The sequence below is a fragment of the Verrucosispora sp. WMMD703 genome, from assembly GCF_049178935.1.
Taxonomy (GTDB): Bacteria; Actinomycetota; Actinomycetes; order Mycobacteriales; family Micromonosporaceae; genus Micromonospora; species Micromonospora sediminimaris.
Map to the genome: position 1 here is coordinate 1,652,151 of NZ_JBMHMM010000004.1, position 26,007 is coordinate 1,678,157.

A 26,007-nucleotide genomic window follows, 5' to 3' on the forward strand; every position below is an offset into this window, starting at 1 on the left:
CCCACACTGGGAGCGAAGGAGACGACCATGCGTTATGCGCTGCTGATTCACTACCGCGAGCCGGGCGAGGGTGAGCTGTCCGACGAGATCGTCGCCGAGGCGAGGGCGGCCTTCGACGCGTACGGTCGGGCGCTGGTGTCGGCCGGGGTGTTGCTGGCGGCCGACGTGTTGCAGCCGACCGCGGCGACGACGACCGTCACCCGTAGGGACGGTGACCTACGCGTGCAGGACGGCCCGTTCGCGGAGACCAGGGAGGCGCTGGCCGGGGTGTTTCTCCTCGACGTACCGGACCTCGACGCCGCGATCGGCTGGGCGGAGAAGTGCCCGGCCGCGCAGTGGGGTGTGGTGGAGGTACGCCCGAGCGCGACGGCGATCGTCGACGGGGTATGGACGAGCTGACCGTCGGCGACGGAGGGTGGGCAGCCGCGACTGTCGCGGCCCGCGACAGTTACGGGCGGCTGCTCGCCCTGTTGGCCGCGTCGACAAGTGACCTCGCCGCCGCCGAGGACGCCCTGGCCGACGCCTTCGAGCGGGCCCTGCGGACCTGGCCCGACCGGGGCGTGCCGGAGAGTCCCGACGGGTGGCTGCTGACCGTGGCGCGTAACCGGCTGCGGGACCTGTGGAAGTCGGCGCACCGGCAGCGCACCGTCCCGCTCGACGTGGAGCGGGACGCCCCCGTACACCTCGATGACCTCGACCTCGACGCCGTCCCGGACCGGCGGCTGGAGCTGATGCTGGTGTGCGCGCACCCGGCGATCGAGCGGGCCGTGCACACCCCGCTCATGCTCAACACGGTGCTCGGTTTCACGGCCGCCCAGGTCGGCCGGGCCTACTCGGTGCCGGCGTCGACGATGGCAACCCGCCTGGTCCGGGCGAAGCGGCGCATCAAGGCCGCCCGGATCCCGTTCCGCATCCCCGACCGCGGCGATCTGCCGGATCGGATGGCGGCGGTGCTGGAGGCGGTCTACGGGGCGTACGTCATCGACTGGACGACGACCGGCCCGGAAGCCCGGCAGGTCCCCACCGAGGCCCTGCACCTGGCCGAGGTACTGACGACGCTGGTGCCCGACGACCCGGAGGCGCACGGGCTCGCCGCCCTCGTCCAGCTCTCGTCCGCGCGGTTACCCGCCCGCCTCGACGCAGACGGGCGGTTCGTGCCGCTGGCCGAGCAGGACCCGTCGCGCTGGGACGACCACCTGATCCACCGGGCACACGAGCACCTACGCGCCGCGCACGCGCGCGGGCAGGTCGGCCGCTTCCAACTTGAGGCCGCCGTCCAGGCCGTGCACTGCGCCCGGCGGGAGACCGGCACCACCGACTGGCCGGCGCTGCTGGACCTGCACCGCGCGTTACACACAGTTGCGCCGTCGCTCGGCGGCGCGGTCGCCTACGCGGTCGCCACCGCCGAGGTCGAGGGCCCGGCGGCCGGGCTGACCCGGCTCGACGAGCTGCTGGGCGACCGGGCCCGACGCTTCCAGCCGGCCCGGGCTGCCCGCGCTCACCTGCTCGAACGGCTCGGCCACCATGGCGAGGCGGTCGCCGCCTACGCGAGCGCGATCGACCTCACCCACGACCCCGCCGAGCGGGCACACCTCCAGCACCGCCGTTCGCTCCTGCCCGGCTGAACAGTCCCGCTGGCGGACTCGCCGAAGCGGCGATCGATGGCGACAATGGATCGCCGCGAGGTAGCGCGGGCCTGTGTCGCGGCAACTCCTGGCGTCAGTTCACCCGGCTGGCCAGCGCTGCTGCATCGGTGAGAAGTTCGTTCAGCTCGTCGTCATTGACAGCACCGTTGCCCAAGATATTGAGGATCACGAGTCCCTGGATGCGTCCGGCCATCTGGGGGTCTATGGCCGTCTCGACATCGGGATCCACAGCGGCTCGAATCAGCGTCTCGGCTGCGTTGGCGTCGATTTCCGGGGTGCCGGCGGGGGCTGCCGCTCGCATGTCAGCCACGAAGCGCATGATCTCGCCCGGGGGTGTCCGCTCGTTGAAGCGCTGGTTGACTGCGAAGTAGAAGACCGCACCGAGGAGGGCTGGGAAGCCGTCCCAGCCGATCTCGTCGAGGCGAGCTTCGATTCGGTCGTTGGCCTCGTGATCGCCTCTGATCATCGTCCGGATGTACTCGACCATCTCAGGGCTGTTCATCAGATCGCTTCCTCTCGCGGTGCTTCTTCGCCATGTTCCAGATACCGCGGAGCCCCACGACGACCGCACCAGCAGCCATGATGACCGACGTCACCGGGTGCTCCAACTGAGGACGGTCCACCGGCGTGCCGGGGTCGGCAGCCGTCGTCGTCGTGGTGCCACCACTCGATCCCGAGCCCTTCAAGCCCTTTTGCAGCTCGCGAAAGCCGGTGGTGATCGCCTGTTCGGTTTGCTTGAGCGTGTCTTCGGTATCGTCCGCTTTCTTGACGTGCCGGCGGAGGAACGCCTCGCCCTTACGGCTGCGTCCCTCCGCCTCCTCAACGAGGCGGTCCCCGGAGGGCGAAGCCGCATCATCTGGTTCGGTGGGCACCGCACCGGGGGCGATTGTGTTGACGTACGCGGTGATGTGGCGGGCAGCCTCAGCCAAGAGGCGGGCGTACCGGCCGGCTTTGTCTCGGGCCACCTCGGCGTCCGTGACGGCGGCGCGTAGCCGCTTGTCGTTGCTTCCCCGCTGAACCTCGGCCAGCCGCGCCAAAGCCACCTCGGCGTCCGTCCGGGCGCGCAGCGCGGTGACCGCTGCGGCATCAAGGTTTCCGCGTACGGCGAGAAGCTGCGCGACCAGCTCGGCGATGCTGCCGCTCATCCGAGTCGGGTGAGGTAGTCGCTCGCGTGTTCGGCGGTGTGGTCGAAGCGGCGGCGAGTCGGTTCGACCTCTGCCTTGGCGGCGGCGAGTGCCTGATGGGTGTCGGTCACGTGCTGGTGTTGGCTGTCGCTCAGCACAGCGTTCGCCGTTCGGGTTGCCGCTTCGGCCTCGGAGACGGCCTTATCGAACACCCGTCGTCCCTGGCGCGCGGCTTCGATGGCGGCGCGCAGGGCCGCCTTGACCTCGCCGACACTCATGGTGGTGGTCGGTGATCAGCCGAGGATGCCGACGTAGCGGCGGGCAGCCTCCGAGCTGCCCTGCACGAGGGTCACAGCCTCGGCCAGGCGCTGCTTGCTCTGCTCACCGCGGGCAATGGCCTCGGCGATCGCCGGATGGCCGGTGCCGGCGGCGACGGCACGTAGCCGGGCCAGCATCTGCTCGGTGTTCTCGGCGGCGGCGCGGATCTGGTTGATCGTCACGTTGCCCTGCTCGGCTGCCTGCATCAGTGCCGCCTTGACCTCTTCGATACTGGCCATGCCGCCCCCCGTCTGCTGATTGTGGACCCGGATCACCATTACGTGGCCGGACGGACACTATCGGAGATGAATGCAGCTCGCAGCCCGGTGACTACAGGTGGTCAGCTGCGGGTCATGCCACGTCGGGCAATGAACCCTTGCGATCGCGTCTCGGCGACGAAGAAGCATTGTCGGCGGGAAGGTGGCCAGCGGCGAAGGGCTCGTTGACCGCGATAGCGGTGGCCGCAACGATCGTCTGGCTGTCGCCGCGCCAACCGGTCGTCTCCAAACCGTCCAGGATCTGGTCTACCGTGCCCCAGCCGCGACGCGCCATCGCGCGGATCAGGTCGCTGAACTCGGCTCGTCCGCTCACGGTTTCACGTCCCCGGCGATATCCGGTACGGACCTCCACTCGCAGCCCGACACAAGGGTCAGATCGAGGACCGCCGGAACGTAGCAGGGGCTCTCAACCGTCAATCTTGGAAAGTTCCCGTTCGCGAAGAACGGGAACTTTCCAAGATCTCGGTGTCCTGTAGGCGGGGATCCTTCTGCCGGCTGCATTCCAGGGCCTCGGTGACGGCGTCGAGGGTCACCTCGGCCTCGGTACGCAGGTCACGCACGACGCCGTCGCCGACGCCGTGCCGACCGACCTGGCGGTGCCGATCCAGGCGCCCGCCGCCGCGCCGAACGACCTGATCGCCGACCCGGTGCCGGCGCTGCTGCGGTTGGCCGCCCGGCACGCCGGGCAGACCCTGACCGTCCGCTTCGCCCGTGCCGGCTGCGCGGTCCACCTCCACGACGACGACGGTGTACGTGTGGTTGCCACCGCCCCCGACCTGGACATCAGTGAGCGGTGAGAAGATGAAAGGGAGCGACCGGCCGGGGCGCGGCGGGCGGGGAGGTGCGGGTGAGCAGGGCGGTCGAGGAGACGAATCGGGCGATGTTGCGCGCCCGGGACGCGATGGACCGGGCGTACGCGCAACCGCTGGACATCCCCACCCTGGCGCGGATCGCGCACGTCTCCGAGGCGCACTTCATCCGCACCTTCCGGGCCACCTTCGGTGAGACCCCGCACCGCTACCTGCAACGGCGTCGGGTGGAGCGGGCCATGTACCTGCTGTTGCACACCGGTCAGGACGTGACGGAGATCTGCACGGCTGTCGGTTTCGGCAGTCTCGGCACGTTCAGCCGTACCTTCCGGCAGATCATCGGTGAGTCGCCCACCGACTACCGAAAGCGGCGGACGGCGCCCGTCGCGCCGGTGCCGGGCTGCTTCACGAAGGCGTGGACCAGACCGAGCAGTTTTGGATAAGCAGCAGGTCAGAGCGTTGCACTAGCGTTTCGGGCATGACGATGAACGCGATCAGCCGCTCCCAGATCTACGTCCTCGACCAGGACGAGGCACTCGACTTCTACATCGGCAAGCTCGGCCTTGAGTTGAACACGGATCAGGATCTCGGCTTCATGCGTTGGCTCACGGTCAACATCCCTGGCGACCGGCAGCGGGAGATCCTGCTGGAGAAGCCAGGCCCGCCGAACCTGGACCCGGCCACCGCCGAGCAGGTCCGCGAGCTGCTCTCCAAGGGCGCCGCGGGTGGCTTCCTCTTCATGACCACCGACGACGCCCACAAGACGTACGAGGAGTTGGTCGCGAAGGGGGTCGACATCACCGACGAGCCGATGGAACGGCCGTACGGCATCGACTTCGGCATCCGCGACCCGTTCGGCAACCAGATCCGCATCGGGCAGATGTTCGACCGGAAGGCCGAGCACTGCTGAAGTCCTGGAAGCAGCTTTGTCTGGCCCCGGCGCCGGTCACCGACGCCGGGGCAGGCGATACCTCAGCGCCGCACGTCGAGCCAGACCAGCCGGTGGTCGGAGGTGGGGAAGCCGCCCGGCAGGGCCGGGTCGTAGTCGCCGACCAGCCGGAACAGCGGGTCACCCGGCACCGGCCAGAAGATTCCGGTGGCGCGGACCGGCAGGCCCCGGCTCGGTAGCAGGTAGTCGACCCGCAGGTTGCCGGGGCTGGTGTCGGCGAAGTCGGCGGTGTCGAAACGCGGGTCGCTGCGGTGGTCGAGGTTGGCGCCGCCCTGCCGCCGCGCCGCCGCGGTGCCGCCTGCGCTGGCCGGCACGACCCGGTCGTTGATCCGGGGGTGGTCGAGCAGCTGCTGCGCCGCGCCGGGCAGGCTGTCACCGTCGTACGGGTCGGAGTTGAGGTCCCCGGCGATCACGAAGGCCGCCCCCGGCCGCAACCCGCCGCGTCGCCCGGTGTCGTCGTAGATGTAGCCGGCCCGCCACGGCGAGACGTAGTCGGCCCAGAAGCGGATCTCGTCGTGGTTGCGGCGGCCGTTGCGGTCCTCCGGCCCGTCGAAGACCGGCGGCGTGGGGTGGCTGGCCAGCAGGTGCACGGTACGGCCGGGCAGCCGGACCGGCACGTCCCAGTGGCTCTTGGAGGACAGCCGCACGTCGGCCAACTCGGCCGGGGAGTACCAGTCTGCGGGCGCGGGGGTTGCCAGGTCGTCGGGCAGCAACGCGCCGGGCATGTCCCGCCAGCGGAACGTCTGGAAGGTGCGCACCCGGGCCAGGTCGATCGGGTACGCCGAGTAGACCGCCATGCCGTACTGGCCGGGGAAGAGCCCGAAACCGTAGGCGTCGTCGGGCCCACCAACGGTCCCGTCGTTGTTGAGATCGTGTCCGGAGGGGACACCGGTGTTCGACGAGGCCGCGTAACGGTACGGGTAGCGGATCGCCCGGGTGCCGTTGCGCGGCACGGAGAGGTAGTTGTCCTGGAACAACGCCAACGCCCGCCCCTGCGGGTCGTAGTCGAACTCGTTGATCAGCAGCACGTCCGGGCGTACCCGCTGGATCACCTCGGCGACGTTGCCGGCCTGCGCGTCGTTCCGCCCGGACAGGTCGGCGACCAGCCCGCCGGCGGCGCCCCGGTTCAGCGAGGCGTTGAAGGTCGCCACCCGCAGCGTGCCCGGTTGCCCCCTACCCGCACTGGCCGGCGACGGCACCACGACCGCCGCCGTCGTGGCGAGCAGCGCCGCCGTGATCGCGGCGCTGACCTTCCGCTTCGCACCCATCGACACCCTCCCGATCCACGATCAACGATCGCCACGCTACCGGGAGCGGCATGACGCCAGGGTGAACCGCGATCGACGATCCGCCGCCTCCCACGGGAGCCGTCTCCCTCGGTTCACAGTGGACCGAGGACGTCGTGCGGGTCGGCGTCCAGGGCGAGCGTGTCGAGGACCGTCAGTAGCTGGCGTTCCTCGTAGCGGAAGTGGCTTTCCATGATGGCGGCGATGCCCTCGACGTGGCGGTCGAGTTCGGCCGGGGAGGCGGCCCGGTCCACGGCGGCCTGTAGACCCGCGAGCAGATGCGCGATCATCGAGTGGTCCTGTTTCAGGTACCGCAGGGTGTCGCGCAGCTCCGGATGGGCGGCGGCGATCGCCGGGAACAGTTCGCGGTCCTCGCCCTCGTGGTGCCCGGTCAGGGCGGCACAGAAGCCGTGACAGAACAGCAGCAGGTCACGGGTGGCTGGTCCGGCCGCCTCGCCACTGGCCAGTGCGTTGCGGGTCAGGTGCAGGGCTTCGCGCAGCCGATCGTGCACGCTGCGAAGCTCGTGGCTCCAGGCGACGAGCCTGGTCTTCTCGCCCTCAGTCACAGGAGGGCGAAGGCACCGACTGTGTCATCGTCGTGGTCCTTCGTATCCGGCGCCTCCATGCCTGACACGGCCTGCCACCGGCACGCGACGCTGCCCCCACGCTACCCGAGCCGGGGCGGTTACGAGGGCCCGGATGGCCCGGCGCCGGCGGCCGGGCCATCCGGCCGGTCACTCCGGGACGCGGCGGTAGGCGCCGTCGCTGGCGGAGGTGGCCATCGAGGCGTACGCGCGCAGCGCCGCCGACACCGGACGCTGCCGGTCGACCGGGGTGTACGGGCGGTCCCGCTTCTCCTGGGCGACCCGGCGGGCGTCCAGCACGTCCGCCGGCACGTTCAGCTCGATCGAGCGGGCCGGGATGTCGATGACGATCTCGTCGCCCGGCTCGACCAGCGCGATCAACCCGCCGGAGGCGGCCTCGGGGGAGGCGTGCCCGATGGAGAGCCCGGAGGTGCCGCCGGAGAACCGGCCGTCGGTCAGCAGGGCGCAGGCCCGGCCCAGCCCTCGTCCCTTGAGGAACGAGGTGGGGTAGAGCATCTCCTGCATGCCGGGACCACCCTTCGGCCCCTCGTAGCGGATCACCACCACGTCCCCGGCGACGATCTCCTTGGCCAGGATGGCGGTCACCGCGTCGTCCTGCGACTCGTAGACCTTTGCCGGGCCACGGAAGGTCAGGCACTCCTCGGGCACCCCGGCGGTCTTCACCACACAGCCCTCCGGCGCGAGGTTGCCGTAGAGGATGGCCAGCCCGCCGTCGGCGGTGTACGCGTGCTCCCGGTCCCGGATGCAGCCGCCGGCCGCGTCGGTGTCCAGCGACGACCAGCGGTTGGTGGTGGAGAACGGCTCGGTGGTGCGCACCCCGCCCGGTGCGGCGTGGAACAGCTCGATCGCCTCGGGCCTGGCGGTGCCGCCGCGCACGTCCCAGTCGGCCAGCCAGCCCTCAAGCGTGGGGGAGTGCACCGCGTGCACGTCCCGGCGTAGCAGGCCGGCGCGGTCGAGTTCGCCGAGGATGGCCGGGATGCCACCGGCGCGGTGCACGTCCTCCATGTGGTACTGCGGGGAGTTCGGAGCGACCTTGGCCAGGCACGGCACCCGGCGGGAGATGGCGTCGATGTCCGCCACGGAGAAGTCCAGCTCGGCCTCACGGGCGGCGGCCAGCAGGTGCAGGATCGTGTTCGTCGACCCACCCATCGCCACGTCCAGCGCTACGGCGTTCTCGAACGCGGCCCGGGAGGCGACCTCGCGGGGCAGCACCGAGGCGTCGTCGCCGTCGTACCACCGCTTGGCGATCTCCACGGCGGTGCGGCCGGCCTCGACGAAGAGCGACCGTCGGGCGGCATGGGTGGCCAACGTCGAGCCGTTGCCCGGCAGCGCCAGCCCGATCGCCTCGGTGAGACAGTTCATCGAGTTCGCGGTGAACATGCCGGAGCAGGAGCCGCAGGTGGGGCAGGCGGACCGCTCGATCTCGCCGAGCTGCTCGTCGGTGACGGCCTCGTTCGAGGAGGCGATCATCGCGTCGATCAGGTCGATCTTGCTGTGCACGATCCCCTCGATCGCCACCGTCTTGCCGGCCTCCATCGGGCCGCCGGAGACGAACACGGTGGGGATGTTCAGCCGCAGCGCAGCCAGCAGCATGCCCGGGGTGATCTTGTCGCAGTTGGAGATGCAGACCAGAGCGTCCGCGCAGTGTGCGTTGACCATGTACTCGACCGCGTCGGCGATCAACTCCCGGCTGGGCAGGGAGTAGAGCATGCCGCCGTGGCCCATGGCGATGCCGTCGTCGACCGCGATGGTGTTGAACTCCCGGCCCACCCCGCCGGCTTCGGCCACCGCGTCGGCGACCAGGCCGCCCATGTCCTTGAGGTGTACGTGGCCCGGCACGAACTGGGTGAAACTGTTCGCGATGGCGACGATCGGCTTGCCGAAATCGTCGTCGGTCATCCCGGTGGCCCGCCAGAGGGCCCGGGCGCCGGCCATCGTCCGACCGTGCGTGGAGGTCTTCGACCGCAGCTCAGGCATGTGTACCAGTCTGACACCGCCGGCGCGGCCCGGACACCGGCGTCGCGCCGTGTCCCAACAGATGCACACCCGATCCCCACAGCTGGCATCGATCCGGCAGAGTTGAGGTCGTGCACACACCCCCGGCCATGATCGGCGCTGCGGTGCTGAGCGCGCTGATCGCCCTGACGGCCGGCGTGCTGCTCGCCGCCGCCGTCCGGCGCCGGGCCACGCCGCACCGACCGGCGTACGCGGTGCTGGCCGTCGGTGGCGCGTTCGCGGTGGTGACCATGCTGGTCGGGGCAGCCGTCGCGGTGACCATGAGCGGGCACTGGGCACACGAGCAGCACCAGCGCACCACCTGGGCCACCCTGGTGGCGCTCGGCACGGCCACCGGCGGCCTGCTGTTCTGCTTCGGCCTGCTCCGACTGCCCGGGGTGACCGGCTCGGTGCCCTCGGCGGCCCGGCTCGCGCTGGACGGCGTGATCGTGGGCACCGCGCTGTGGTTCGTCGGCTGGGTGCTGTTCTCCGAGCCGACCCGGCTGCTCGGCGACGCGACGCCGACCGCCTGCCCGTCGATTCTGCTCGCCTCGGTCAGCGCGGCGTTGAGCGCCGGCCTCTCCGCGATCATGGTGCTTCGGGCGCCCGCGCCCCGACGCTGCCTGGCTGTGCTGGGCACCGGCATCACCGCCGCGTCGGTGGGTGGGTTGGGTGTAGCGGCCGGGCTCTGCCAGGCCGGGCCGGCACTGGCGCTGGCCGGTGCGGTGGTGCTCGCGGTGGGGCTGCTGGTCGCCGCGGTGGCGGCCTACCGCATCGATCCGCCGGGCCAACTCGCCATCGACGTGATCCGCCACGACGGCGAGTACGCCTTCGTGCCGATGGGCGCCCTGGCCGCCTCGGCGATGTACCACCTCCTGCAGGACGGCCGGTTCGACGGGTTGGCCATCGCGGCCGGCAGCGTCGAGGGCTTCGCCCTGGTCGCCCGGCAGTACCTCACCCTGCACGACGTGCGGGCCTACGCCCGCCGGCTGGCCGACCGGGAGGCGCACTTCCGGCAGCTCGCGCACACCGACGCGCTCACCGGCCTGGCCAATCGTCGCGGCCTGCTGCGGGCCCTGCACCGGTGCGCCGAGGAGCGGGTGCCGTGCGTACTGCTCGGGCTGGACCTGGACGGCTTCAAGAACGTCAACGACATGCGGGGCCACGACGTCGGCGACGCCGTCCTGGCCGAGGTGGGCCGGCGGCTGCGCGGCAATCTGCGCCCCGGTGATCTCGCGGCCCGGCTCGGTGGTGACGAGTTCGCGGTGCTCATGCGCGGAGGCCCGGCCGGGGCGGGAGTGGTCGCGGAGCGGTTGCTGCGGGTCCTCGGTGGCGCCTACGAGCAGCCCGAGGCACCCGTCTTCCTCTCGGTCAGCATCGGCCTGGCCGGCTGGGCCGACGAGCCCGACGTCGAGCTGCTGCTACGGCACGCGGATCTGGCGCTGCGCTACGCCAAGCAACGTGGCAAGAACCGGATCGAGCGCTACGACGGCGCGTACGACCGGCTGCTGCGCCGGCGCACGACGCTGGAGCATGAGCTGCGCGGCGCGATCGAGCGCGACGAGCTGCGGCTGGTGTTCCAGCCGGTGGCCTCCCTGCCGTCGGTACGCCCGGTCGGCGCGGAGGCGCTGCTGCGGTGGCGTCACCCCGAGCTGGGCAACGTCCGGCCGGACGAGTTCATCCCGCTCGCCGAGGAGAGCGGGATGATCGCCAAGCTGGGCGCCTGGGTGCTGCATCAGGCCTGCTATCAGCTGTCCCGCTGGCTGGCCGAGGGCCACGACGTCTGGGTGTCGGTGAACGTCTCCCCGCGTGAGCTGCACGCCCCCGAGTACGTGGTGCAGGTCGCCGAAGCGCTGCGCGCCCATCACGTGCCGCCGCAGCGGCTGGTGCTGGAGATCACCGAGCACGCGGTCGCCACCGACCTCGACGAGCTGATCCGGCGGCTGACCGCGCTGCGGCTGACCGGCGTGCGGATCGCCCTGGACGACTTCGGTGCCGGCTACTCCTCGCTCAACCAGCTCCGCCGACTTCCGATCGACATCCTCAAGATCGATCATGGGCTGGTGGCCGAGCATGAGCCCGTCCAGCCGGAAGGGCGTGACGGCCCGGCCTTCGCCCCGATGGTGGACATCGTGATGCGGTTGGGTCACCAGTTCGGCCTTGAGGTGATCGCCGAGGGGGTGACCACGCCCACCGAGATGGCCGCCGTGGTGGCCGCCGGCTGCCGGTTCGGCCAGGGCGCGCTGTTCGGCTGGGGCGTACCGGCCGAACACCTGGAGGCGATGCTGGACGCGGCCACGTCGCCCGGTGCCCGGCCGGCCCGTCCCACGGCGGGCGCCCCACTTCCGCGACCCGTCGGGCCGCCCGCGCCGAGGCGGGGTGAGAGCGTCTCCGGGCAGGTCGTGCCCGGTCCGATCGGCGTGCCAGGCGGCGACGCGCCGACGTCCGTGAACCAAAATGTGGGATCAGTTGACTCATCGCGTGAGATGCGTCAGGCTTGAGCCCATGTCGTCGTACCGGTCGCTGCGAGTACTTACCTGAGCGCACTCTCCCTGACTGAGAGTGCGCTGGCCCCGTGCATCTGGCACGTGGGCCTTTTTCTTGCCGTCGAACCAATCGAACGCTGGCCCCGCCCGCGTTCCACAGTGTGAGCAGCCCCACCCACTCCAGCCGAAGGCCAACCGCCATGACGAGACCCACGCCCGAGACGCTCGCCCATTCCGCCCGGCGCGCCCGCACCGCCGCCGAGGCGTCGGGTGACGCCGACCAGACCCGCGCCGCCTCGCCGGCCGTCCCGGTGGCGCGTCCCGCCCCGGCCCAGGTGTCCGGTGCCGGCTCACTTGTGCGCTCCCTGGAGGCACTCGGCGTAGACGTCGTCTTCGGTATCCCGGGCGGCGCGATCCTGCCGGCGTACGACCCGCTCTACGACTCGACCGTGCGGCACATCCTGGTCCGGCACGAGCAGGGCGCCGGCCACGCCGCCACCGGGTACGCCCAGGCCACCGGCCGGGTCGGGGTGTGCATCGCCACCTCCGGTCCGGGCGCGACGAACCTGGTCACCCCGATCGCCGACGCGTACATGGACTCGGTGCCGCTGGTGGCGATCACCGGCCAGGTGGCCCGCCCGTCGATCGGCACGGACGCCTTCCAGGAGGCGGACATCCAGGGCATCACGCTGCCGATCACCAAGCACAACTTCCTGGTGCAGGAGGCCAGCGAGATTCCCCGGGTGCTGGCCGAGGCGTTCCACCTGGCCTCGACCGGGCGTCCCGGGCCGGTCCTGGTGGACATCCCCAAGGACATCCTTCAGGCGCCGACCACCTTCGCCTGGCCGCCCACCCTGGACCTGCCCGGTTACCGGCCGACGCTGCACCCGCACGGCAAGCAGATCCGCGAGGCGGCACGGCTGATCGGTGCCGCCCGCCGACCGGTGCTCTACGTCGGCGGCGGCGTGCTCAAGGCCGGCGCCACCGAGGGGCTGCGCCGGCTGGCCGAGCTGACCGGGATCCCGGTGATCACCACGCTGATGGCGCTCGGCGCGTTCCCCGACTCGCACCGGCAGCACCTGGGCATGCCCGGCATGCACGGCACCGTCGCCGCGGTCTACGGGCTGCAGAAGGCCGACCTGATCGTGGCGCTGGGCGCCCGGTTCGACGACCGGGTCACCGGAAAGCTGGACTCCTTCGCGCCGGACGCCACGATCGTGCACGCCGACATCGATCCGGCGGAGATCGGCAAGAACCGGCACGCGGACGTGCCGATCGTCGGCGACGCCCGGCACGTCATCGACGAGCTGGTCGCGGCGGTCACCGCCGAACGCGCGGCGGGGCGTACCACCGACATCGCCGACTGGTGGACGCAGTTGGACGACCTGCGGGAGCGCTATCCGCTGGGCTACGAGGAGCCGTCGGACGGCACCCTCTCCCCGCAGTACGTGATCAAGCGACTGGGTGAGATCGCCGGTCCGGACACGATCTACGTTGCCGGTGTGGGCCAGCACCAGATGTGGGCCTCCCAGTTCATCTCGTACGAGAAGCCGCAGACCTGGCTCAACTCCGGCGGCCTCGGCACCATGGGCTACGCGGTGCCGGCGGCGATGGGTGCCAAGGTGGGCCGGCCGGACACGGTGGTCTGGGCGATCGACGGCGACGGCTGTTTCCAGATGACCAACCAGGAGTTGGCCACCTGCGCCCTGGAGGGCATCCCGGTCAAGATCGCCGTCATCAACAACGGCAACCTCGGCATGGTCCGGCAGTGGCAGACGCTGTTCTACAACGAGCGCTACTCCAACACGGAGCTGGGCACCCACAAGCACCGCATTCCGGACTTCGTCAAGCTGGCCGAGGCGCTCGGCTGCGTCGGGCTGCGCTGCGAGACCGCCGAGGAGGTGGACCGGACCATCGAGATGGCCATGTCCATCAACGACGCGCCGGTGGTCATCGACTTCGTGGTCGGCAAGGACGCCATGGTCTGGCCCATGGTCCCGGCCGGCACCAGCAACGACGAGATCATGTTCGCCCGCGGCGTCCGCCCGGCCTTCGACGAGGACGATATCTAGGTCATGGCCGATTGCACCGAGCGCAGCGAGGGCCATGAGGACATGACAAGGAAGGCACAGCCGTGACCATTCACACCCTCTCCGTCCTGGTGGAGAACAAGCCAGGCGTGCTGGCCCGGGTCTCCGGGCTGTTCTCCCGGCGCGGGTTCAACATCGACAGTCTCGCGGTCGGCGAGACCGAGAACCCGGACGTCTCGCGGATCACCATCGTGGTCAACGCGGAGTCCTCGCCGTTGGAACAGGTCACCAAGCAGCTCAACAAGCTGGTCAACGTACTCAAGATCGTCGAACTGGACCCGGGCACCTCGGTGGCCCGCGAGCTGCTGCTGGTGAAGGTGCGCGCGGACCGCAACGCCCGAGGCCAGGTCCTGGAGACGGTAAACCTGTTCCGGGCCCGGGTGGTCGACGTGGCCGCCGACACCCTCACGGTCGAGGCGACCGGCACCCCGGACAAGCTCGACGCGCTGCTGCGCGACCTTGAGCCCTTCGGCATCAAGGAGATGGTCCAGTCGGGCCTGGTGGCGATCGGGCGCGGCTCGCGCGCGATCACCGCCGGCCCGGCCCTGCGGGCCGCCTGACCCCACCTCGGCCCGGGTCCGCGTGACCGGGCCGGCCACCAGCCACGACGGGCCGCTGCGGCCGCCGTACGAAAGGGAAGTCATGAGCGTTGAGGTGTACTACGACGACGACGCCGACCTGGGCCTGATCCAGGCGAAGAAGGTCGCCGTGATCGGGTACGGCAGCCAGGGCCACGCCCACGCGTTGTCGCTGCGCGACTCCGGTGTCGACGTGGTGATCGGTCTGCCGGCGGGCTCGAAGAGCCGGCCGAAGGCCGAGGAACAGGGGCTGCGGGTGCTCACCCCGGCCGAGGCGGCGGCCGAGGCCGACGTGATCATGGTCCTCGCGCCGGACACCGCGCAGCGTCACATCTACGCCGAGTCGATCGCGCCGAACCTCAGCGCGGGCAAGGCGCTGTTCTTCGGCCACGGGTTCAACATCCGGTACGGGCTGATCAAGCCGCCGGCCGGGGTGGACGTGGCGATGGTCGCCCCGAAGGGCCCCGGTCACCTGGTCCGCCGGCAGTACGTCGACGGCAAGGGCGTGCCCTGCCTGGTCGCCGTCGAGCAGGACGGCAGCGGCAGCGCGTTCGCGCTGGCCCTGTCGTACGCGAAGGGCATCGGCGGCACCCGGGCCGGCGCGATCAAGACCACCTTCACCGAGGAGACCGAGACCGACCTCTTCGGCGAGCAGGCGGTGCTCTGCGGCGGTGCGGCGGCACTGGTGCAGACCGGTTTCGAGGTGCTCACCGAGGCCGGTTACGCGCCCGAGGTGGCCTACTTCGAGTGCCTGCACGAGCTGAAGCTGATCGTGGACCTGATGTACGAGGGCGGTATCGCCCGGATGCGTTACAGCGTCTCCGACACCGCCGAGTACGGCGACCTCTCCCGTGGGCCGCGGGTCATCGACGGCCGGGTCAAGGAGGAGATGCGCAAGATCCTCGGTGAGATCCAGAACGGCGAGTTCGCCCGCGAGTGGGTGGCCGAGGACGAGGCCGGGCGGCCCAACTACAACAAGTGGCGCAGCGAGGGCGCGGCGCACCCGATCGAGGAGACCGGCGCGAAGCTGCGCGGCATGATGAGCTGGGTGGACCGGCCGATCACCGAGACCGCCTGAGCGCTTTCCCCAACGGCACCCGACCCCGGCGTTCTCCCCGACGCCGGGGCCGGGTGCCGTGCTGTCTCCACGTGGTAAACGATCGTTAACACGCACGTCACGTCCGGTTTGTGAGGGCACTCACCCCGCGCTCCGGGGCACGCCGGGCGGCCCGCCCCCTACGATCGCGGGTAGGTGCTCCAGGCGGCACCTGACGGCCATGGCCCGGAGCGAGCCGGGCGCAGCGCAGCGCCCAGCCCCCGGCCGACCGCTCTGACGACATCTACGAGGACCAATGACTCCTGTCGTACTGATCGCCGAAGAACTCGCCCCCGCCGCCATCGAGGTGCTCGCCCACGACTTCGACGTCCGGCACGTGGACGGCACCGACCGCCCGGCCCTGCTCTCGGCGCTCTCCGAGGCCGACGCCGTCATCGTCCGCAGTGCCACCCAGATCGACGCCGAGGCGATCGCCGCCGCTCCCCGGCTCAAGGTCGTCGCCCGGGCCGGTGTCGGCCTGGACAACGTCGAGGTACCGGCCGCCACCGCACGGGGCGTCATGGTCGTCAACGCACCCACCTCCAACATCGTCTCCGCCGCCGAGCAGGCCGTCGCGCTGCTGCTCGCGGTCGCCCGCAACACCGCCAGCGCCAGCGCAGCGCTCAAGGCGGGGGAGTGGAAGCGGTCGAAGTACACGGGTGTGGAGCTCCAGGGCAAGACCGTCGGCGTGGTCGGTCTCGGCCGCATCGGCGTGCTGTTCGCATCCCGGATCGCCGCCTTCGGCACCCGGCTCATCGCGTACGACCCGTACATCCAGCCGGCCCGGGCCGCGCAGCTCGGCGTACGCCTGGTGGGTCTGGAGGAGCTGCTGCGGGAGAGCGACTTCATCTCGATCCACCTGCCGAAGACCCCCGAGACGGTGGGCCTGATCGGTGAGAAGGAGCTGTCCATCGTCAAGCCGGGCGTACGGATCGTCAACGCTGCCCGGGGCGGGCTGATCGACGAGCAGGCCCTCGCCGACGCGCTCGCCGAGGGCCGGGTCGCCGGTGCCGGGGTGGACGTCTACGCCAAGGAGCCGTGCACCTCCTCGCCGCTGTTCGCCTTCGACAACGTGGTGGCCACCCCGCACCTGGGTGCCTCCACCGCCGAGGCGCAGGACAAGGCCGGCCTGGCGGTCGCCAAGAGCGTGAAGCTCGCACTGCAGGGCGAGTTCGTGCCGGACGCGGTAAACGTGCAGGCCGGCGGCGTGGTCGCCGAGGACGTCCGGCCGCTGCTGCCGCTGGCCGAGAAGCTCGGCCGCGCCTTCACCGCGGTGGCCGGCGGGGTCGCCGCCAGCGTCACCGTCGAGGTGCGTGGCGAGATCGTCGAGCACGACGTGTCGGTGCTCAAGCTCGCCGCCACCAAGGGACTGTTCAGCTCGGTGGTCGAGGAGCAGGTGACCTACGTCAACGCGCCGCACCTCGCCGCGCAGCGCGGGGTGGAGGTGTCGCTGGACACCCAGACCGAGACCGCCGACCACCCCGTTCTGGTCACCGTGCGCGGCGCGCTGCCCGACGGCCGCACGGTCAGTGTCTCCGGCACCGTCACCCAGGCCGGCACCCGCGACGTCATCAAGCTGACCGAGGTGGACGGCTTCGACGTGGAGATCGGTGCCGAGGGCATCCTGCTCTTCCTCCGCTACGCCGACCGCCCGGGCGTGGTCGGCACCGTCGGCACCCTGCTCGGCCAGGCCGGCGTCAACATCGCGGCGATGCAGGTGGCCCGCCGGGAGGCCGGCGGTGAGACGCTGATGACCCTAACCGTGGACCAGGCGCTCGGTGCCGACCTGCTCACCTCGGCCGCCGACTCGATCGGCGCCACCTCGGCCAGCGCTGCCGACCTGCGCGACGAGTAGCCACCCGAACGCTCCAGACACGCCACGACGGGGCCCGGCCTACGGCCGGGCCCCTCGTCATCCGACCGCCGGGCAAGGCGTCGGGTCGTCGCATCCGCCGTGGCGGCGGCTTTGCCGTACTGACCGAAAAGGCCCGCGCGACCCGCGTTGTCGTCGTGGGTCTGCCGTCCGGCACGGCGGGTCGGTCAGCCGGGCAGCCGGACCCCGGGCGGCGGGTACACCGAGCCGTCCTGGGCGTCGAACAGCATCAGCCGATGCTCGCCGGCCAGCCGCTCGATGTCGAGCAGCACCTGGTCAGGGCAGGCCGGGTCCAGGTTCAGCTCGATGTGGTCGGCCGCCTTGTGCAGCGGCGCCACCGCCCAGGGAGTGCTCGGGCCGGCCGGCTGGTCGGGGTAACGGGCGGTGATCGCCCGGTAGAAGGCCACACATCGTGGGTCCGGTTGACGCTCGTGGTGCCGGCCGCTGCGGCACTGCTGCACCGCCGCTCGTACATCCTCGGGCGTTGCCCCGTCCGCGAGGGCCCACACGCTCAGATCGAAACTCACGGCGGACAGCGTGCCATCTGCGGTTCACCTTGTCGAAAGGGCCCTGCCGCAGGCTAATGCCGGAGTACCAGGTTTGCGCAGATACTCCCCTGTGGAACCCTTGCCGCGAAACGCGTCAATTCGATAACGTACGGGTGCGGTCACCTGCCGAGCACGTGGCGCCGGCCCGTCTTCGGGTGGCGAGGTCGACGCCCGGCCGAGCGGCCCGCACCCCTCGATTGCGCGAGCCACGCGCACTCGTCGTCGACCGGCCTCCACGGTCGTTGCCGCGACCGTGGAGGCCGATCGCTGTTCCTGCCGCCGGTGGCCGACTGGCCGCCGCCGAACCCTCCGCCGGCCACGCAGAATGGTGCCGCTCAGCGCGGTGCGGCGAAGAGCACCCGGTAGTCCGACTCGGGGCGGAACCAGGCCAACCCGGCCGATCCGGCGGCGTAGAGGGCGGTGGCGTAGGCGTCGGCGACCGCGAGGTCGGGACCGATCACGGTGGCCGCGACCAACTGCCCGGCCGGTTCGCCGGTGTGTGGGTCCACCACGTGGCCCTGTCGTCCGGTCACCCCGGAGGTGCCGAGCGCACCGGCCGTCATCTCCAGCAGCAGCGGTGCCCGGCCCCGGTCCGTGGGGTGGTGCACCGCCACCCGCCACGGGCCACCGTGCGCGGCCTGGCCGCGTACCACCAGGTCGGCGCCGGTGAGCACGGCGTAGTCGTGGATGCCGGCCTCGCGCAACCGGGCTGCGGCCCGCTCGACCGCCCACCCGCCGAGCAGGCCGCCCGGGTCGAAGCCGCCGGGCACCGCCCACGCGTCGAACCAGCCGTCCGTGGCCGCGCGCATCGCGGCGCAGCGGTCCACCAGGTCGGTCAAGGGTGGGTACGACTCGGGGCTGATCTCTCCCCGGCGCAGTCGGGACACCAGGCTGTCCGGGCGGTTCGGGCCGTATGTCAGGTCGATCGCCCGCAACTCGGCCACCGCGTCGCGCAGCGCCTCGCCGGTGCCGCGCCGGCCCAGCCACTCGGGGGCGTTCAGCAGCAGGGTGTACGCCGCCGTCGAGGTGCGGACGGTGTGCCGGACGGCGATCCGATCCCCGGCCACCAGATCGGCGCGGTCCGGCCGTTGCTCCCGGGCGCCCAGTCGCAGGTCGGGCCGGCGGAAGCGAAAGACCGTTGGGTCCACCCAGCGGGTTCGTGGTTGTTCATCGGTCCACATCGCGTCCGTCCCCTCCTCGGCGGGTGCCGCCCCGTCGCAGCGCTCGCCCGGGCCCCAGCCCGTCACGCTCACGCTAGGCAGCGGAGATGACCGAGCCATGAATGCCGCCTGGGAAGCTGCTGTGCGTCACCGAATTCCCGAAAGATGGAACACTCGTACCGGGGGGCGGGACGGCGGCGTACCGTCGAGCCATTCGAGCGAAGGAGCTGACGGACGTGGCACGGATCGCGGTGGTGGCCGGGGACGGTATCGGCCCCGAGGTGGTCGCGGAGGCTCGCAAGGTCGTCGACGCGGTGCTGCCCGGTGTCGAGGTGACCGAGTACGACCTCGGTGCGGCACGTTACCACCGCACCGGCGAGGTCCTGCCCGACTCGGTGCTCAGCGAGCTGGCCGGGCACGACGCGATCCTGCTCGGTGCGGTCGGTGACCCGACCGTGCCGCCCGGCGTGCTGGAGCGGGGTCTGCTGCTGAAGCTGCGCTTTGCCTTCGACCAGTACGTCAACCTGCGTCCGTCGCGGCTCTGGCCGGGCGTGACCAGCCCGCTCGCGGCGGTCAAGCCGGGCGAGGTCGACCTGGTGGTCGTCCGGGAGGGCACCGAGGGCCTGTACGCCGGCGCTGGCGGCTCGCTGCACCGGGGCACTCCGGCCGAGATCGCCACCGAGGAGAGCCTGAACACCCGGCACGGTGTGGAGCGGGTGATCCGGGATGCCTTCGCTCGCGCGGCCCGGCGCGAGCGGCGCAAGGTGACGTTGGTGCACAAGACGAACGTGCTGACCCACGCCGGCTCGCTGTGGTCGCGCACCTTCGACGCGGTCGCCGCCGAGCACCCGGACATCGCCACCGAGTACCAGCACGTCGACGCCGCGGCGATGTTCCTGGTCACGCAGCCGCAGCGGTACGACGTCGTGGTCACCGACAACCTCTTCGGCGACATCCTCACCGACATCGCCGCCGCCGTCACCGGCGGCATCGGGTTGGCGGCCAGCGGCTCCATCAACCCCGACGGGGCGTACCCGTCGATGTTCGAGCCGGTGCACGGCTCCGCGCCGGACATCGCCGGTCGCGGCGTCGCCGACCCGGTCGCCGCTGTGCTCTCGGCGGCCCTGCTGCTCGACCAGCTCGGGCACGCCGACGCCGCCGCCCGGATCACCGCCGCGGTCAGCGCGGAGTTGGCCGCCCGGAGTCCCGAGGTAACGGTACGTACCGCCGAGGTGGGCGACCGGATCGCGGCGCAGGCCGCCGGCTGAACCGGTCGCCGCCCACTGGCCGTCGACGCTCCGCCGGTCCGGCCGGGTAGGGAGCGGCGACCGCCACCGATGATGTGCCACCTGTCCACCGGTGGACCTATCCGCTGAACGACCGTTCGGGGTAGGTTTCTGGCACAAACAATGTTTCCGGCGTGCGGTCGGCGCATGCCGTCGTCCCCCAGGGAGGTCAGCGCGATGAGCGGTGGTGACAAGATCGACTTCGAGATCCGTCCGAACCCCGCACCGGTATCCGCCACCGACCGGGCTGCGCTGCTGGCAAACCCCGGGTTCGGCCGGGTGTTCACCGACCACATGGTCACCATCCGTTACGCCGACGGCAAGGGCTGGTACGACGCCCGGGTCGAGGCGCGCGCGCCGATCCCGATGGATCCCGCCAGTGCCGTGTTGCACTACGCGCAGGAAATCTTCGAGGGCATGAAGGCGTACCGGGCGGCCGACGGCGGAGTGACCATGTTCCGCCCGTACGCCAACGCGGCCCGGTTCAACACCTCCGCCGCCCGGATGGCCATGCCGGCGCTGCCGGAGCAGACCTTCGTGGACTCGCTGCACCGGCTGATCGAGATCGACCGGGAGTGGATTCCCGACGGCGATGACGGCGGCAGCCTCTACCTGCGGCCGTTCATGTTCGCCAGCGAGGTCTTCCTCGGCGTCCGCCCGGCCAACGAGTACCTCTACTCGGTGATCGCCTCACCCGTCGGGGCGTACTTCTCCGGCGGGGTCAAGCCGGTGACGGTCTGGGTCTCGCCCGACTACACCCGGGCTGCGCCCGGCGGCACCGGCGCGGCCAAGTGCGGCGGCAACTACGCCGCCTCGCTTGCCGCCCAGGCCGAGGCTCTCGAACACGGCTGCGACCAGGTGGTCTTCCTCGACGCCGTGGAGCGCCGGTTCGTCGACGAGCTGGGTGGCATGAACGTCTTCTTCGTCTACGACGACGGGTCGATCGCCACCCCGCCGCTGACCGGCACGATCCTGCCGGGCATCACCCGCGAGTCGGTGCTCACCCTGGCCGCGGCGGCCGGGCACCGGGTCGAGGAGCGACCGGTGACCTTCGACGAATGGCGGGCGGACGCCGCCAGCGGCCGGCTGCGCGAGGTCTTCGCCTGCGGTACGGCGGCGGTGATCACGCCGATCGGGCAGGTGCGCTTCCCGGACGGGGAGTTCGCCGTGGCCGGCGGGGAGCCGGGGAGCGTCACCATGGCGCTGCGCCAACAGCTCGTGGATCTTCAGCGGGGCAAGGCGGAGGACCCGCACGACTGGGTCCACCGCGTGTTCTGAGTGGTCCGTCGGGCCCCGTCGGCGCCGAGCGTGGCGCGGGGCCCCTGCGCTGCCGGACCGTGCCCATGAAGCTCGCGCGGGCACGGTCTCGGCACAGCACTAGGTCAGCAGGTGGTCACGCAGGGCGGCAAGCTGTTCGTCGGTGACCCCGGCATGCCGCAGGTAGTCGTCGACCGAGCCGTGCCCCTCCCGGATCTCGGCAAGGAAGAGCAGCATCGTCTCGGCCGGTGAGGAGAGGTACGGCATGGGCAGCTCGGGCACCTCGGGATGGGCCGTGGCCACCCAGGCGGCGAAGCGCTGGGACGCCTCGGTGCTCAACGCGTAGTCCGCCGCGATCTCGGCGTCCTCGACACCGAGCACCGCGAGGGTCAGGCCGCAGACGATGCCGGTGCGATCCTTGCCGGCGACGCAGTGCACCACCACCGGCGCGTTCGCGCTGTCGGCGATCAGGCCGATCGCCTCGGCGAGACCGGCGGTGCCGGTGCGGGCCAGGTCGGCGTACCGGTCGGCCAGGTAGCGGGCCAGGTCGGTGTCGGGCTGGTACGGCCGCTCCTCCCAGTGCGCGTGCTCCGGGTGGATGTGCCGGTAGGTGAGGCCGTCGAAGTCGGGAACCCGGCCGTATCGCTCGACCTCCTGCGGGCGGCGCAGGTCGACCACGGTCCGGACGCCGAGCGCGGCGAACGCCTCCCGGTCGGCCTCATCCATCCCGTGCAGCGAGTCGGAGCGGTAGAGCCTTCCGGTACGGACGGCCCGACCGTCCAGGCCCCGGTAGCCGCCCACGTCCCGGAAGTTGAACATCCTGGTGAAGGGGATTCTGCGAGTCTGCTCAGTGGCGTCCATCCGGACACGGTAACGGCCGGTGGAACAGCGTCCCACCGGCCGTCACGTTGTCGGGTGCCTTACCGCAGTGGGCCACCGGGCGGGATTGCCGTGTACGTGTCGTTGTAGTAACCGCCGAGCTTGTCCCGGTAGGCCGGGTCGGTGGCCGTCTCGTCGTACTCCGGCGCTGCCTTGATCTGATCCTTGGTGCGGTCGACGAAGACCTTCTGCTCCTCGTGATCGACGTGGTTCACCGTGCCGGCCGGCAGCATGACCTTCTTACCGAAGATCCACGGCCCGGTGTCCACCACCAGGTAGCTGGCGTTGACCTCGGTGCTGTCACTGTCGATCTTGCCGATCGATCCGTCGCTGGCCTCCACCTTGTAGCCGACCAGGTTTGCGCCGGCCACCCCGGCCTCGTCCCGGTAGCTCCAGGGGTCGAAGGCGCCGGCGGGGGTGCCGCCCGCGACGACGCTCTGGTCGACGGCGCGCAGCTCCGGGTCCGGTGTGGCGTTCGTGGTGTTCGGGTTGAGCCTGTCCATGGGATGTCTCCTGCCCCGGCCGTGGTGGGCCGTCTCGGAGGAAGGTGTTTCGTTGTCCCGAAAGCTCCTACCCCTGGACGGGCGGTCTACACCAGGAAAACCACCCGGCACAGGCGTCACGGGCTGTCCCGAGATGTGGATTGTGCCTCCCAAAAGCGACCCGGAGGTGGCAGAGTACCGATCGTGACCAGCACCGCCCGCATTATTGGCAACTAGCGCGCCGGCTTTCCCCTCGCCGAGCGCGCAGACCTCCCGCAGCCGCGGGGGGTCTTTTTGTTGCGCTGGCCGGTGCCTGACGAAGGGATCACCATGACGTTTCAGGTCTACGACACCACGCTGCGCGACGGCGCCCAGCGCGAGGGGCTCAGCTACTCGGTGGTCGACAAGCTCGCGGTGGCCCGGCTGCTCGACGAGTTCGGGGTCGGGTTCATCGAGGGCGGATGGCCGGGCGCGGTGCCGAAGGACACCGAGTTCTTCCGTCGGGCGCTCACCGAACTCGACCTCAGGCACGCGGTGCTTGTCGCGTTCGGCGCCACCCGGCGGGCCGGCGCGGTGGCCGCCGACGATCCGCAGGTGCGAGGTCTGCTCGACGCACAGACCCCGGCGATCGCCCTGGTCGCCAAGGCCGACCTGCGGCACGTCGAGCGTGCGTTGCGCACCACCGCCAAGGAGAACCTGGCGATGATCCACGACACGGTGGCCCACCTGGTCGCCGAGGGACGGCGGGTCTTCGTCGACGGCGAGCACAGCTTCGACGGCTACCGCCACGATCCGGCGTACACCGCGTCGGTGGTGGAGACCGCGCTCGCGGCGGGCGCCGAGCGGTTCGTGCTCTGCGACACCAACGGTGGAATGCTGCCGTCCCAGGTGACCGCCGCCATCGTCGACCTCACCGACCGGATCGGCGTCGCGCCGGAGCTGCTCGGCATGCACGCCCAGAACGACACCGCCTGCGCGGTGGCCAACACCATCGCCGCCGTCGAGACCGGGGTCCGGCACGTGCAGGGCACCGCAAACGGGTACGGCGAGCGGCCCGGCAACGCCGACATCTTCGCGGTCGTCGCGAACCTCCAACTCAAGCTCGGGCTGCCGGTCCTACCGGAGGGCTGCCTGGAGCAGATGGTGCGGGTCTCCCACGCCATCGCCGAGATCGCCAACATCGCCCCCGACACCCATCAGGCGTACGCCGGGGCTGCGGCCTTCGCCCACAAGGCGGGGCTGCACGCGAGCGCGATCAAGGTGGATCCGCTGCTCTACAACCACGTGGAGCCCGAGGTGGTCGGCAACGACATGCGGATCCTGGTCACCGAGATGGCCGGCCGGGCCAGCATCGAGCTGAAGAGTCGCGAGCTGGGGTTGGATCTGGCCGGCCATCCGGAGACCCTGTCCCGGGTCACCAACCGGGTCAAGGAACTGGAGGCCGGCGGATGGTCGTTCGAGGCCGCCGATGCCTCGTTCGAGCTGCTGGTCCGCTCCGAGCTGCCGGACGCCGCGCCGGTGCGGCCGTTCACGCTGGAGTCGTACCGGGTGCTGGTCGAGCACCGCGAGGACGGCGCGGTCGTCTCCGAGGCGACCGTCAAGATCAGGGTACGCGGGGAACGGGTGATCGCCACGGCCGAGGGCAACGGGCCGGTGAACGCGTTGGACGAGGCCCTCCGCGTCGGCCTCGGCCGGCACTACCCGGAGTTGCGGGACTTCGAGTTGGCCGACTACAAGGTGCGGATCCTGGAGGGCAGTCACGGCACCGGCGCGGTGACCCGGGTACTGGTCGAGACGGCCGACGGGCGGGGCGGCGGTTGGACCACCGTCGGCGTACACCCCAATGTGGTCGAGGCGAGCTGGCACGCCCTGGTCGACGCGCTGACCTACGGGCTGGACCGCGCCCGGGTGTAGCCCGCTCGGCGTGGCCTGCGCCGCGCCTATCGGCGCTCGGCGGCGGGTAGCCGCAGCTCGGCGAGGACCATGCGGTGGTCGCTGCCGGGCAACGGGTGGACCGTCACATCCCGCACGGCGATGCGACGGTCCACCAGCACGTGGTCGATCACCACGGGCGGGATGGGATCGCCGTCGTACGGCCCCCAGGTGCCGGTGAGTCCGGCGCCGGCCGAGGCGGCGGCATCGACGTAGCCGGTGTCGAGCAGGGCGCGCAGCGGACCGTGGTCGAGCGTGGCGTTGAAGTCCCCGGCGAGGATGCTCAACGGTCCGTCGGGGGTGGCCGCCGGCTGGGCGGCCAGGTCGGTGCGCCAGGAGTCCACCTGATCGATCGCGTACGGGGCCGCCGGGTGCGCCGACTCGACGCGTACCGGGGGTGCGCCGGGCACCGTGACGGTCGCGTACGCCTGCGTGAAGCCCCAGGCGCCGCGTAGCTGGCGGATGCCGCCGTCGCTGAGCGGGTGGCGGGCGTAGAGCCCCGAGCCGGGGGTGCCGACGACCGGGTTGAGCTGCCGGTGCGCCAGCAACTCGTCGAGGCCGAGCCGGTCCAGCTCGGCTTCGGCCGCCGGCGTGAACTCCTGCACGAGCAGCAGGTCGACCTGCCGGGTGCGGACCAGCTCCACCACCGCCGCCGGGTCGGCGGCACCGGCGAGCAGATTGGCGGTGAGCACCCGCACGGTCGGCCCGGCGGCGTTCGGCTGCGCAGCGGGTAGGGCGCGGGGCGCCACCAGCGCGACCAGGATCAGCGTGGTCAGCGCCGCGACGAACGCCGGGGCCCGGCGGCGCAGGGCGAGCGTGAGCACCAGCGGGGCCAGGCTCCCGAGCGTCACGTACGGCGTGAAGGCCAACGCCTGCACCAGCGGTCCCCGGTCCAGACCGATCGACCGCGCCAGCGCCCACCCTGCACCCGGCATGACGGCCAGCCAGCAGAGCAGGCTGGCACCCGACGGCCGCCAGGCCCGGCGAGTGATCTCCACGGGACGCAGGTTACTGAACTTCGCCCGATGTGGACGCCCGGCGTCGCGGTACCCGGTCCGACCGCCCCCGCAAAGTATGCGCCAACGGCGTCCAGAATTGATTTCGCGAATTGTTCACGCCTTCACTTTTCGCGATTGCTGGCGTTGATCCGACAACTCGCCGACAGTGTTTGCACTATTGACCCCCGGCATTTTTCGGTGCTAGGTTTCAGCTGCTCAGGAGGCCGCGTTCTGGCAAGAATCCCCAGCTCAGGGCGCATCACGGTCGGCGAGCGGGATACGTCTGCGGGTGCGCTCCCGGACGGGGTGTGCAGGCGGTGAGCGCTCATTGC

At 71.2% G+C, this 26,007-nt stretch carries 26 protein-coding genes; 13 read left to right on the forward strand and 13 right to left on the reverse strand.

Translation table 11 applies throughout. The features are described 5' to 3' along the window. The first annotated feature begins 27 nt into the window (after nt 1–27). Together ACN26Z_RS08210 and ACN26Z_RS08215 are read left to right on the forward strand one after the other, a co-directional pair. Entirely contained in the window at nt 28–399 is a 372-nt protein-coding gene (locus ACN26Z_RS08210) for a YciI family protein (RefSeq protein ID WP_093401773.1), read from the forward strand. After that, complete coding sequence (locus tag ACN26Z_RS08215; protein WP_421460556.1) at nt 387–1,625, forward strand: RNA polymerase sigma factor; 1,239 nt, start codon at nt 387–389, stop codon at nt 1,623–1,625. The genes ACN26Z_RS08210 and ACN26Z_RS08215 overlap by 13 nt, the downstream gene beginning before the upstream one ends. Before the next feature lie 94 nt (nt 1,626–1,719). On the opposite strand, the gene ACN26Z_RS08220 is transcribed toward ACN26Z_RS08215, so the two are convergent. The 5 genes from ACN26Z_RS08220 to ACN26Z_RS08240 all read right to left on the reverse strand — a co-directional run bounded on the left by ACN26Z_RS08220 (nt 1,720) and on the right by ACN26Z_RS08240 (nt 3,679). Continuing rightward, nucleotides 1,720–2,148 carry a hypothetical protein gene (locus tag ACN26Z_RS08220; protein ID WP_421460557.1) on the reverse strand — a complete coding sequence of 143 codons (429 nt, stop codon included), beginning with the start codon at nt 2,146–2,148 and terminating at the stop codon, nt 1,720–1,722. Then, a complete protein-coding gene (locus ACN26Z_RS08225; protein ID WP_421460558.1) occupies nt 2,135–2,791 on the reverse strand; it encodes a hypothetical protein in 657 nt (218 codons plus the stop codon). Before ACN26Z_RS08225 ends, ACN26Z_RS08220 begins: the two co-directional genes overlap by 14 nt. After that, the gene (locus ACN26Z_RS08230; RefSeq protein WP_093401769.1) at nt 2,788–3,048 is read right to left on the reverse strand and encodes a hypothetical protein; all 261 of its coding nucleotides are present in this window, start codon (nt 3,046–3,048) and stop codon (nt 2,788–2,790) included. The genes ACN26Z_RS08225 and ACN26Z_RS08230 overlap by 4 nt, the downstream gene beginning before the upstream one ends. 15 nt (nt 3,049–3,063) lie before the next feature. Next, nucleotides 3,064–3,327 (reverse strand): hypothetical protein, encoded by a 264-nt coding sequence (locus tag ACN26Z_RS08235; protein WP_093402034.1) that lies wholly within the window; start codon nt 3,325–3,327, stop codon nt 3,064–3,066. 112 nt (nt 3,328–3,439) lie between these two features. Beyond that, nucleotides 3,440–3,679 carry a hypothetical protein gene (locus tag ACN26Z_RS08240; protein ID WP_282239734.1) on the reverse strand — a complete coding sequence of 80 codons (240 nt, stop codon included), beginning with the start codon at nt 3,677–3,679 and terminating at the stop codon, nt 3,440–3,442. A gap of 265 nt (nt 3,680–3,944) precedes the next feature. On the opposite strand from ACN26Z_RS08240, the gene ACN26Z_RS08245 reads away from it, so the two are divergent. From ACN26Z_RS08245 to ACN26Z_RS08255, 3 genes are read left to right on the forward strand one after another with little or no spacing between them, the layout of a single operon-like run. After that, complete coding sequence (locus ACN26Z_RS08245) at nt 3,945–4,163, forward strand: hypothetical protein (RefSeq protein ID WP_421460559.1); 219 nt, start codon at nt 3,945–3,947, stop codon at nt 4,161–4,163. A gap of 50 nt (nt 4,164–4,213) precedes the next feature. Further along, nucleotides 4,214–4,618, forward strand: a complete 405-nt coding sequence (locus ACN26Z_RS08250; RefSeq protein WP_093401767.1) for a helix-turn-helix domain-containing protein — start codon at nt 4,214–4,216, stop codon at nt 4,616–4,618. A gap of 35 nt (nt 4,619–4,653) precedes the next feature. Beyond that, the gene (locus ACN26Z_RS08255) at nt 4,654–5,085 is read left to right on the forward strand and encodes a VOC family protein (RefSeq protein WP_093401766.1); all 432 of its coding nucleotides are present in this window, start codon (nt 4,654–4,656) and stop codon (nt 5,083–5,085) included. A 62-nt stretch (nt 5,086–5,147) separates the two neighbouring features. Here the strand turns inward: ACN26Z_RS08255 and ACN26Z_RS08260 are convergent, their stop codons facing one another. The 3 genes from ACN26Z_RS08260 to ilvD form a co-directional block, all read right to left on the reverse strand. Further along, entirely contained in the window at nt 5,148–6,392 is a 1,245-nt protein-coding gene (locus ACN26Z_RS08260; protein WP_421460560.1) for an endonuclease/exonuclease/phosphatase family protein, read from the reverse strand. Nucleotides 6,393–6,505: 113 nt separating this feature from the next. Further along, nucleotides 6,506–6,976, reverse strand: a complete 471-nt coding sequence (locus ACN26Z_RS08265) for a hemerythrin domain-containing protein (RefSeq protein ID WP_282239731.1) — start codon at nt 6,974–6,976, stop codon at nt 6,506–6,508. 168 nt (nt 6,977–7,144) lie between these two features. Then, nucleotides 7,145–8,992 (reverse strand): dihydroxy-acid dehydratase, encoded by a 1,848-nt coding sequence (ilvD, locus tag ACN26Z_RS08270; protein ID WP_282239730.1) that lies wholly within the window; start codon nt 8,990–8,992, stop codon nt 7,145–7,147. Between the two features lie 110 nt (nt 8,993–9,102). Here ilvD and ACN26Z_RS08275 point away from each other — a divergent pair, with 110 nt between their 5' ends. From ACN26Z_RS08275 to serA, 5 genes are all read left to right on the forward strand, one after another. Continuing rightward, nucleotides 9,103–11,511 (forward strand): putative bifunctional diguanylate cyclase/phosphodiesterase, encoded by a 2,409-nt coding sequence (locus tag ACN26Z_RS08275; RefSeq protein ID WP_421460561.1) that lies wholly within the window; start codon nt 9,103–9,105, stop codon nt 11,509–11,511. A gap of 185 nt (nt 11,512–11,696) precedes the next feature. Then, entirely contained in the window at nt 11,697–13,568 is a 1,872-nt protein-coding gene (locus tag ACN26Z_RS08280; RefSeq protein ID WP_093401761.1) for an acetolactate synthase large subunit, read from the forward strand. A gap of 62 nt (nt 13,569–13,630) precedes the next feature. Beyond that, nucleotides 13,631–14,146, forward strand: coding sequence for an acetolactate synthase small subunit (gene ilvN, locus ACN26Z_RS08285; RefSeq protein WP_093401760.1), 516 nt, complete (start codon nt 13,631–13,633; stop codon nt 14,144–14,146). An 82-nt stretch (nt 14,147–14,228) separates the two neighbouring features. Further along, the gene (gene ilvC / locus ACN26Z_RS08290; protein WP_093401759.1) at nt 14,229–15,242 is read left to right on the forward strand and encodes a ketol-acid reductoisomerase; all 1,014 of its coding nucleotides are present in this window, start codon (nt 14,229–14,231) and stop codon (nt 15,240–15,242) included. Nucleotides 15,243–15,516: 274 nt separating this feature from the next. After that, nucleotides 15,517–17,115 (forward strand): phosphoglycerate dehydrogenase, encoded by a 1,599-nt coding sequence (gene serA / locus ACN26Z_RS08295; RefSeq protein WP_093401758.1) that lies wholly within the window; start codon nt 15,517–15,519, stop codon nt 17,113–17,115. Nucleotides 17,116–17,300: 185 nt separating this feature from the next. On the opposite strand, the gene ACN26Z_RS08300 is transcribed toward serA, so the two are convergent. Together ACN26Z_RS08300 and ACN26Z_RS08305 are read right to left on the reverse strand one after the other, a co-directional pair. After that, nucleotides 17,301–17,660, reverse strand: coding sequence for a hypothetical protein (locus ACN26Z_RS08300; protein WP_093401757.1), 360 nt, complete (start codon nt 17,658–17,660; stop codon nt 17,301–17,303). 356 nt (nt 17,661–18,016) lie between these two features. Then, complete coding sequence (locus ACN26Z_RS08305; RefSeq protein WP_421464573.1) at nt 18,017–18,862, reverse strand: FAD:protein FMN transferase; 846 nt, start codon at nt 18,860–18,862, stop codon at nt 18,017–18,019. Nucleotides 18,863–19,077: 215 nt separating this feature from the next. Between ACN26Z_RS08305 and ACN26Z_RS08310 the strand changes: the two genes are divergently transcribed. Together ACN26Z_RS08310 and ACN26Z_RS08315 are read left to right on the forward strand one after the other, a co-directional pair. Beyond that, nucleotides 19,078–20,109 (forward strand): 3-isopropylmalate dehydrogenase, encoded by a 1,032-nt coding sequence (locus ACN26Z_RS08310; RefSeq protein WP_421460562.1) that lies wholly within the window; start codon nt 19,078–19,080, stop codon nt 20,107–20,109. A 195-nt stretch (nt 20,110–20,304) separates the two neighbouring features. Then, nucleotides 20,305–21,405 (forward strand): branched-chain amino acid aminotransferase, encoded by a 1,101-nt coding sequence (locus tag ACN26Z_RS08315; RefSeq protein ID WP_093401754.1) that lies wholly within the window; start codon nt 20,305–20,307, stop codon nt 21,403–21,405. Between the two features lie 99 nt (nt 21,406–21,504). On the opposite strand, the gene ACN26Z_RS08320 is transcribed toward ACN26Z_RS08315, so the two are convergent. Together ACN26Z_RS08320 and ACN26Z_RS08325 are read right to left on the reverse strand one after the other, a co-directional pair. Continuing rightward, nucleotides 21,505–22,245 (reverse strand): tyrosine-protein phosphatase, encoded by a 741-nt coding sequence (locus ACN26Z_RS08320; protein WP_210938767.1) that lies wholly within the window; start codon nt 22,243–22,245, stop codon nt 21,505–21,507. A gap of 59 nt (nt 22,246–22,304) precedes the next feature. Beyond that, nucleotides 22,305–22,766 (reverse strand): PRC-barrel domain-containing protein, encoded by a 462-nt coding sequence (locus ACN26Z_RS08325; protein ID WP_093401752.1) that lies wholly within the window; start codon nt 22,764–22,766, stop codon nt 22,305–22,307. 309 nt (nt 22,767–23,075) lie between these two features. Between ACN26Z_RS08325 and cimA the strand changes: the two genes are divergently transcribed. Next, nucleotides 23,076–24,659: a citramalate synthase gene (gene cimA / locus ACN26Z_RS08330; protein WP_282239726.1), complete on the forward strand. Its 1,584-nt coding sequence runs from the start codon at nt 23,076–23,078 to the stop codon at nt 24,657–24,659. 26 nt (nt 24,660–24,685) lie between these two features. On the opposite strand, the gene ACN26Z_RS08335 is transcribed toward cimA, so the two are convergent. Beyond that, nucleotides 24,686–25,612: an endonuclease/exonuclease/phosphatase family protein gene (locus ACN26Z_RS08335; protein ID WP_421464575.1), complete on the reverse strand. Its 927-nt coding sequence runs from the start codon at nt 25,610–25,612 to the stop codon at nt 24,686–24,688. Nucleotides 25,613–26,007 lie beyond the last annotated feature (395 nt).

What these genes read in the sequence shown, in the direction of transcription:
- ACN26Z_RS08210 (WP_093401773.1), top strand. Translation starts at nt 28, where the DNA reads ATGCGTTATGCGCTGCTGATTCACTACCGCGAGCCGGGCGAGGGTGAG.
- ACN26Z_RS08215 (WP_421460556.1), top strand. Translation starts at nt 387, where the DNA reads ATGGACGAGCTGACCGTCGGCGACGGAGGGTGGGCAGCCGCGACTGTC.
- ACN26Z_RS08220 (WP_421460557.1), bottom strand. Translation starts at nt 2,148, where the DNA reads ATGAACAGCCCTGAGATGGTCGAGTACATCCGGACGATGATCAGAGGC.
- ACN26Z_RS08225 (WP_421460558.1), bottom strand. Translation starts at nt 2,791, where the DNA reads ATGAGCGGCAGCATCGCCGAGCTGGTCGCGCAGCTTCTCGCCGTACGC.
- ACN26Z_RS08230 (WP_093401769.1), bottom strand. Translation starts at nt 3,048, where the DNA reads ATGAGTGTCGGCGAGGTCAAGGCGGCCCTGCGCGCCGCCATCGAAGCC.
- ACN26Z_RS08235 (WP_093402034.1), bottom strand. Translation starts at nt 3,327, where the DNA reads ATGGCCAGTATCGAAGAGGTCAAGGCGGCACTGATGCAGGCAGCCGAG.
- ACN26Z_RS08255 (WP_093401766.1), top strand. Translation starts at nt 4,654, where the DNA reads ATGACGATGAACGCGATCAGCCGCTCCCAGATCTACGTCCTCGACCAG.
- ACN26Z_RS08260 (WP_421460560.1), bottom strand. Translation starts at nt 6,392, where the DNA reads ATGGGTGCGAAGCGGAAGGTCAGCGCCGCGATCACGGCGGCGCTGCTC.
- ilvD (WP_282239730.1), bottom strand. Translation starts at nt 8,992, where the DNA reads ATGCCTGAGCTGCGGTCGAAGACCTCCACGCACGGTCGGACGATGGCC.
- ACN26Z_RS08280 (WP_093401761.1), top strand. Translation starts at nt 11,697, where the DNA reads ATGACGAGACCCACGCCCGAGACGCTCGCCCATTCCGCCCGGCGCGCC.
- ilvC (WP_093401759.1), top strand. Translation starts at nt 14,229, where the DNA reads ATGAGCGTTGAGGTGTACTACGACGACGACGCCGACCTGGGCCTGATC.
- serA (WP_093401758.1), top strand. Translation starts at nt 15,517, where the DNA reads ATGACTCCTGTCGTACTGATCGCCGAAGAACTCGCCCCCGCCGCCATC.
- ACN26Z_RS08305 (WP_421464573.1), bottom strand. Translation starts at nt 18,862, where the DNA reads ATGTGGACCGATGAACAACCACGAACCCGCTGGGTGGACCCAACGGTC.
- ACN26Z_RS08315 (WP_093401754.1), top strand. Translation starts at nt 20,305, where the DNA reads ATGAGCGGTGGTGACAAGATCGACTTCGAGATCCGTCCGAACCCCGCA.
- ACN26Z_RS08320 (WP_210938767.1), bottom strand. Translation starts at nt 22,245, where the DNA reads ATGGACGCCACTGAGCAGACTCGCAGAATCCCCTTCACCAGGATGTTC.
- ACN26Z_RS08325 (WP_093401752.1), bottom strand. Translation starts at nt 22,766, where the DNA reads ATGGACAGGCTCAACCCGAACACCACGAACGCCACACCGGACCCGGAG.
- cimA (WP_282239726.1), top strand. Translation starts at nt 23,076, where the DNA reads ATGACGTTTCAGGTCTACGACACCACGCTGCGCGACGGCGCCCAGCGC.
- ACN26Z_RS08335 (WP_421464575.1), bottom strand. Translation starts at nt 25,612, where the DNA reads ATGCCGGGTGCAGGGTGGGCGCTGGCGCGGTCGATCGGTCTGGACCGG.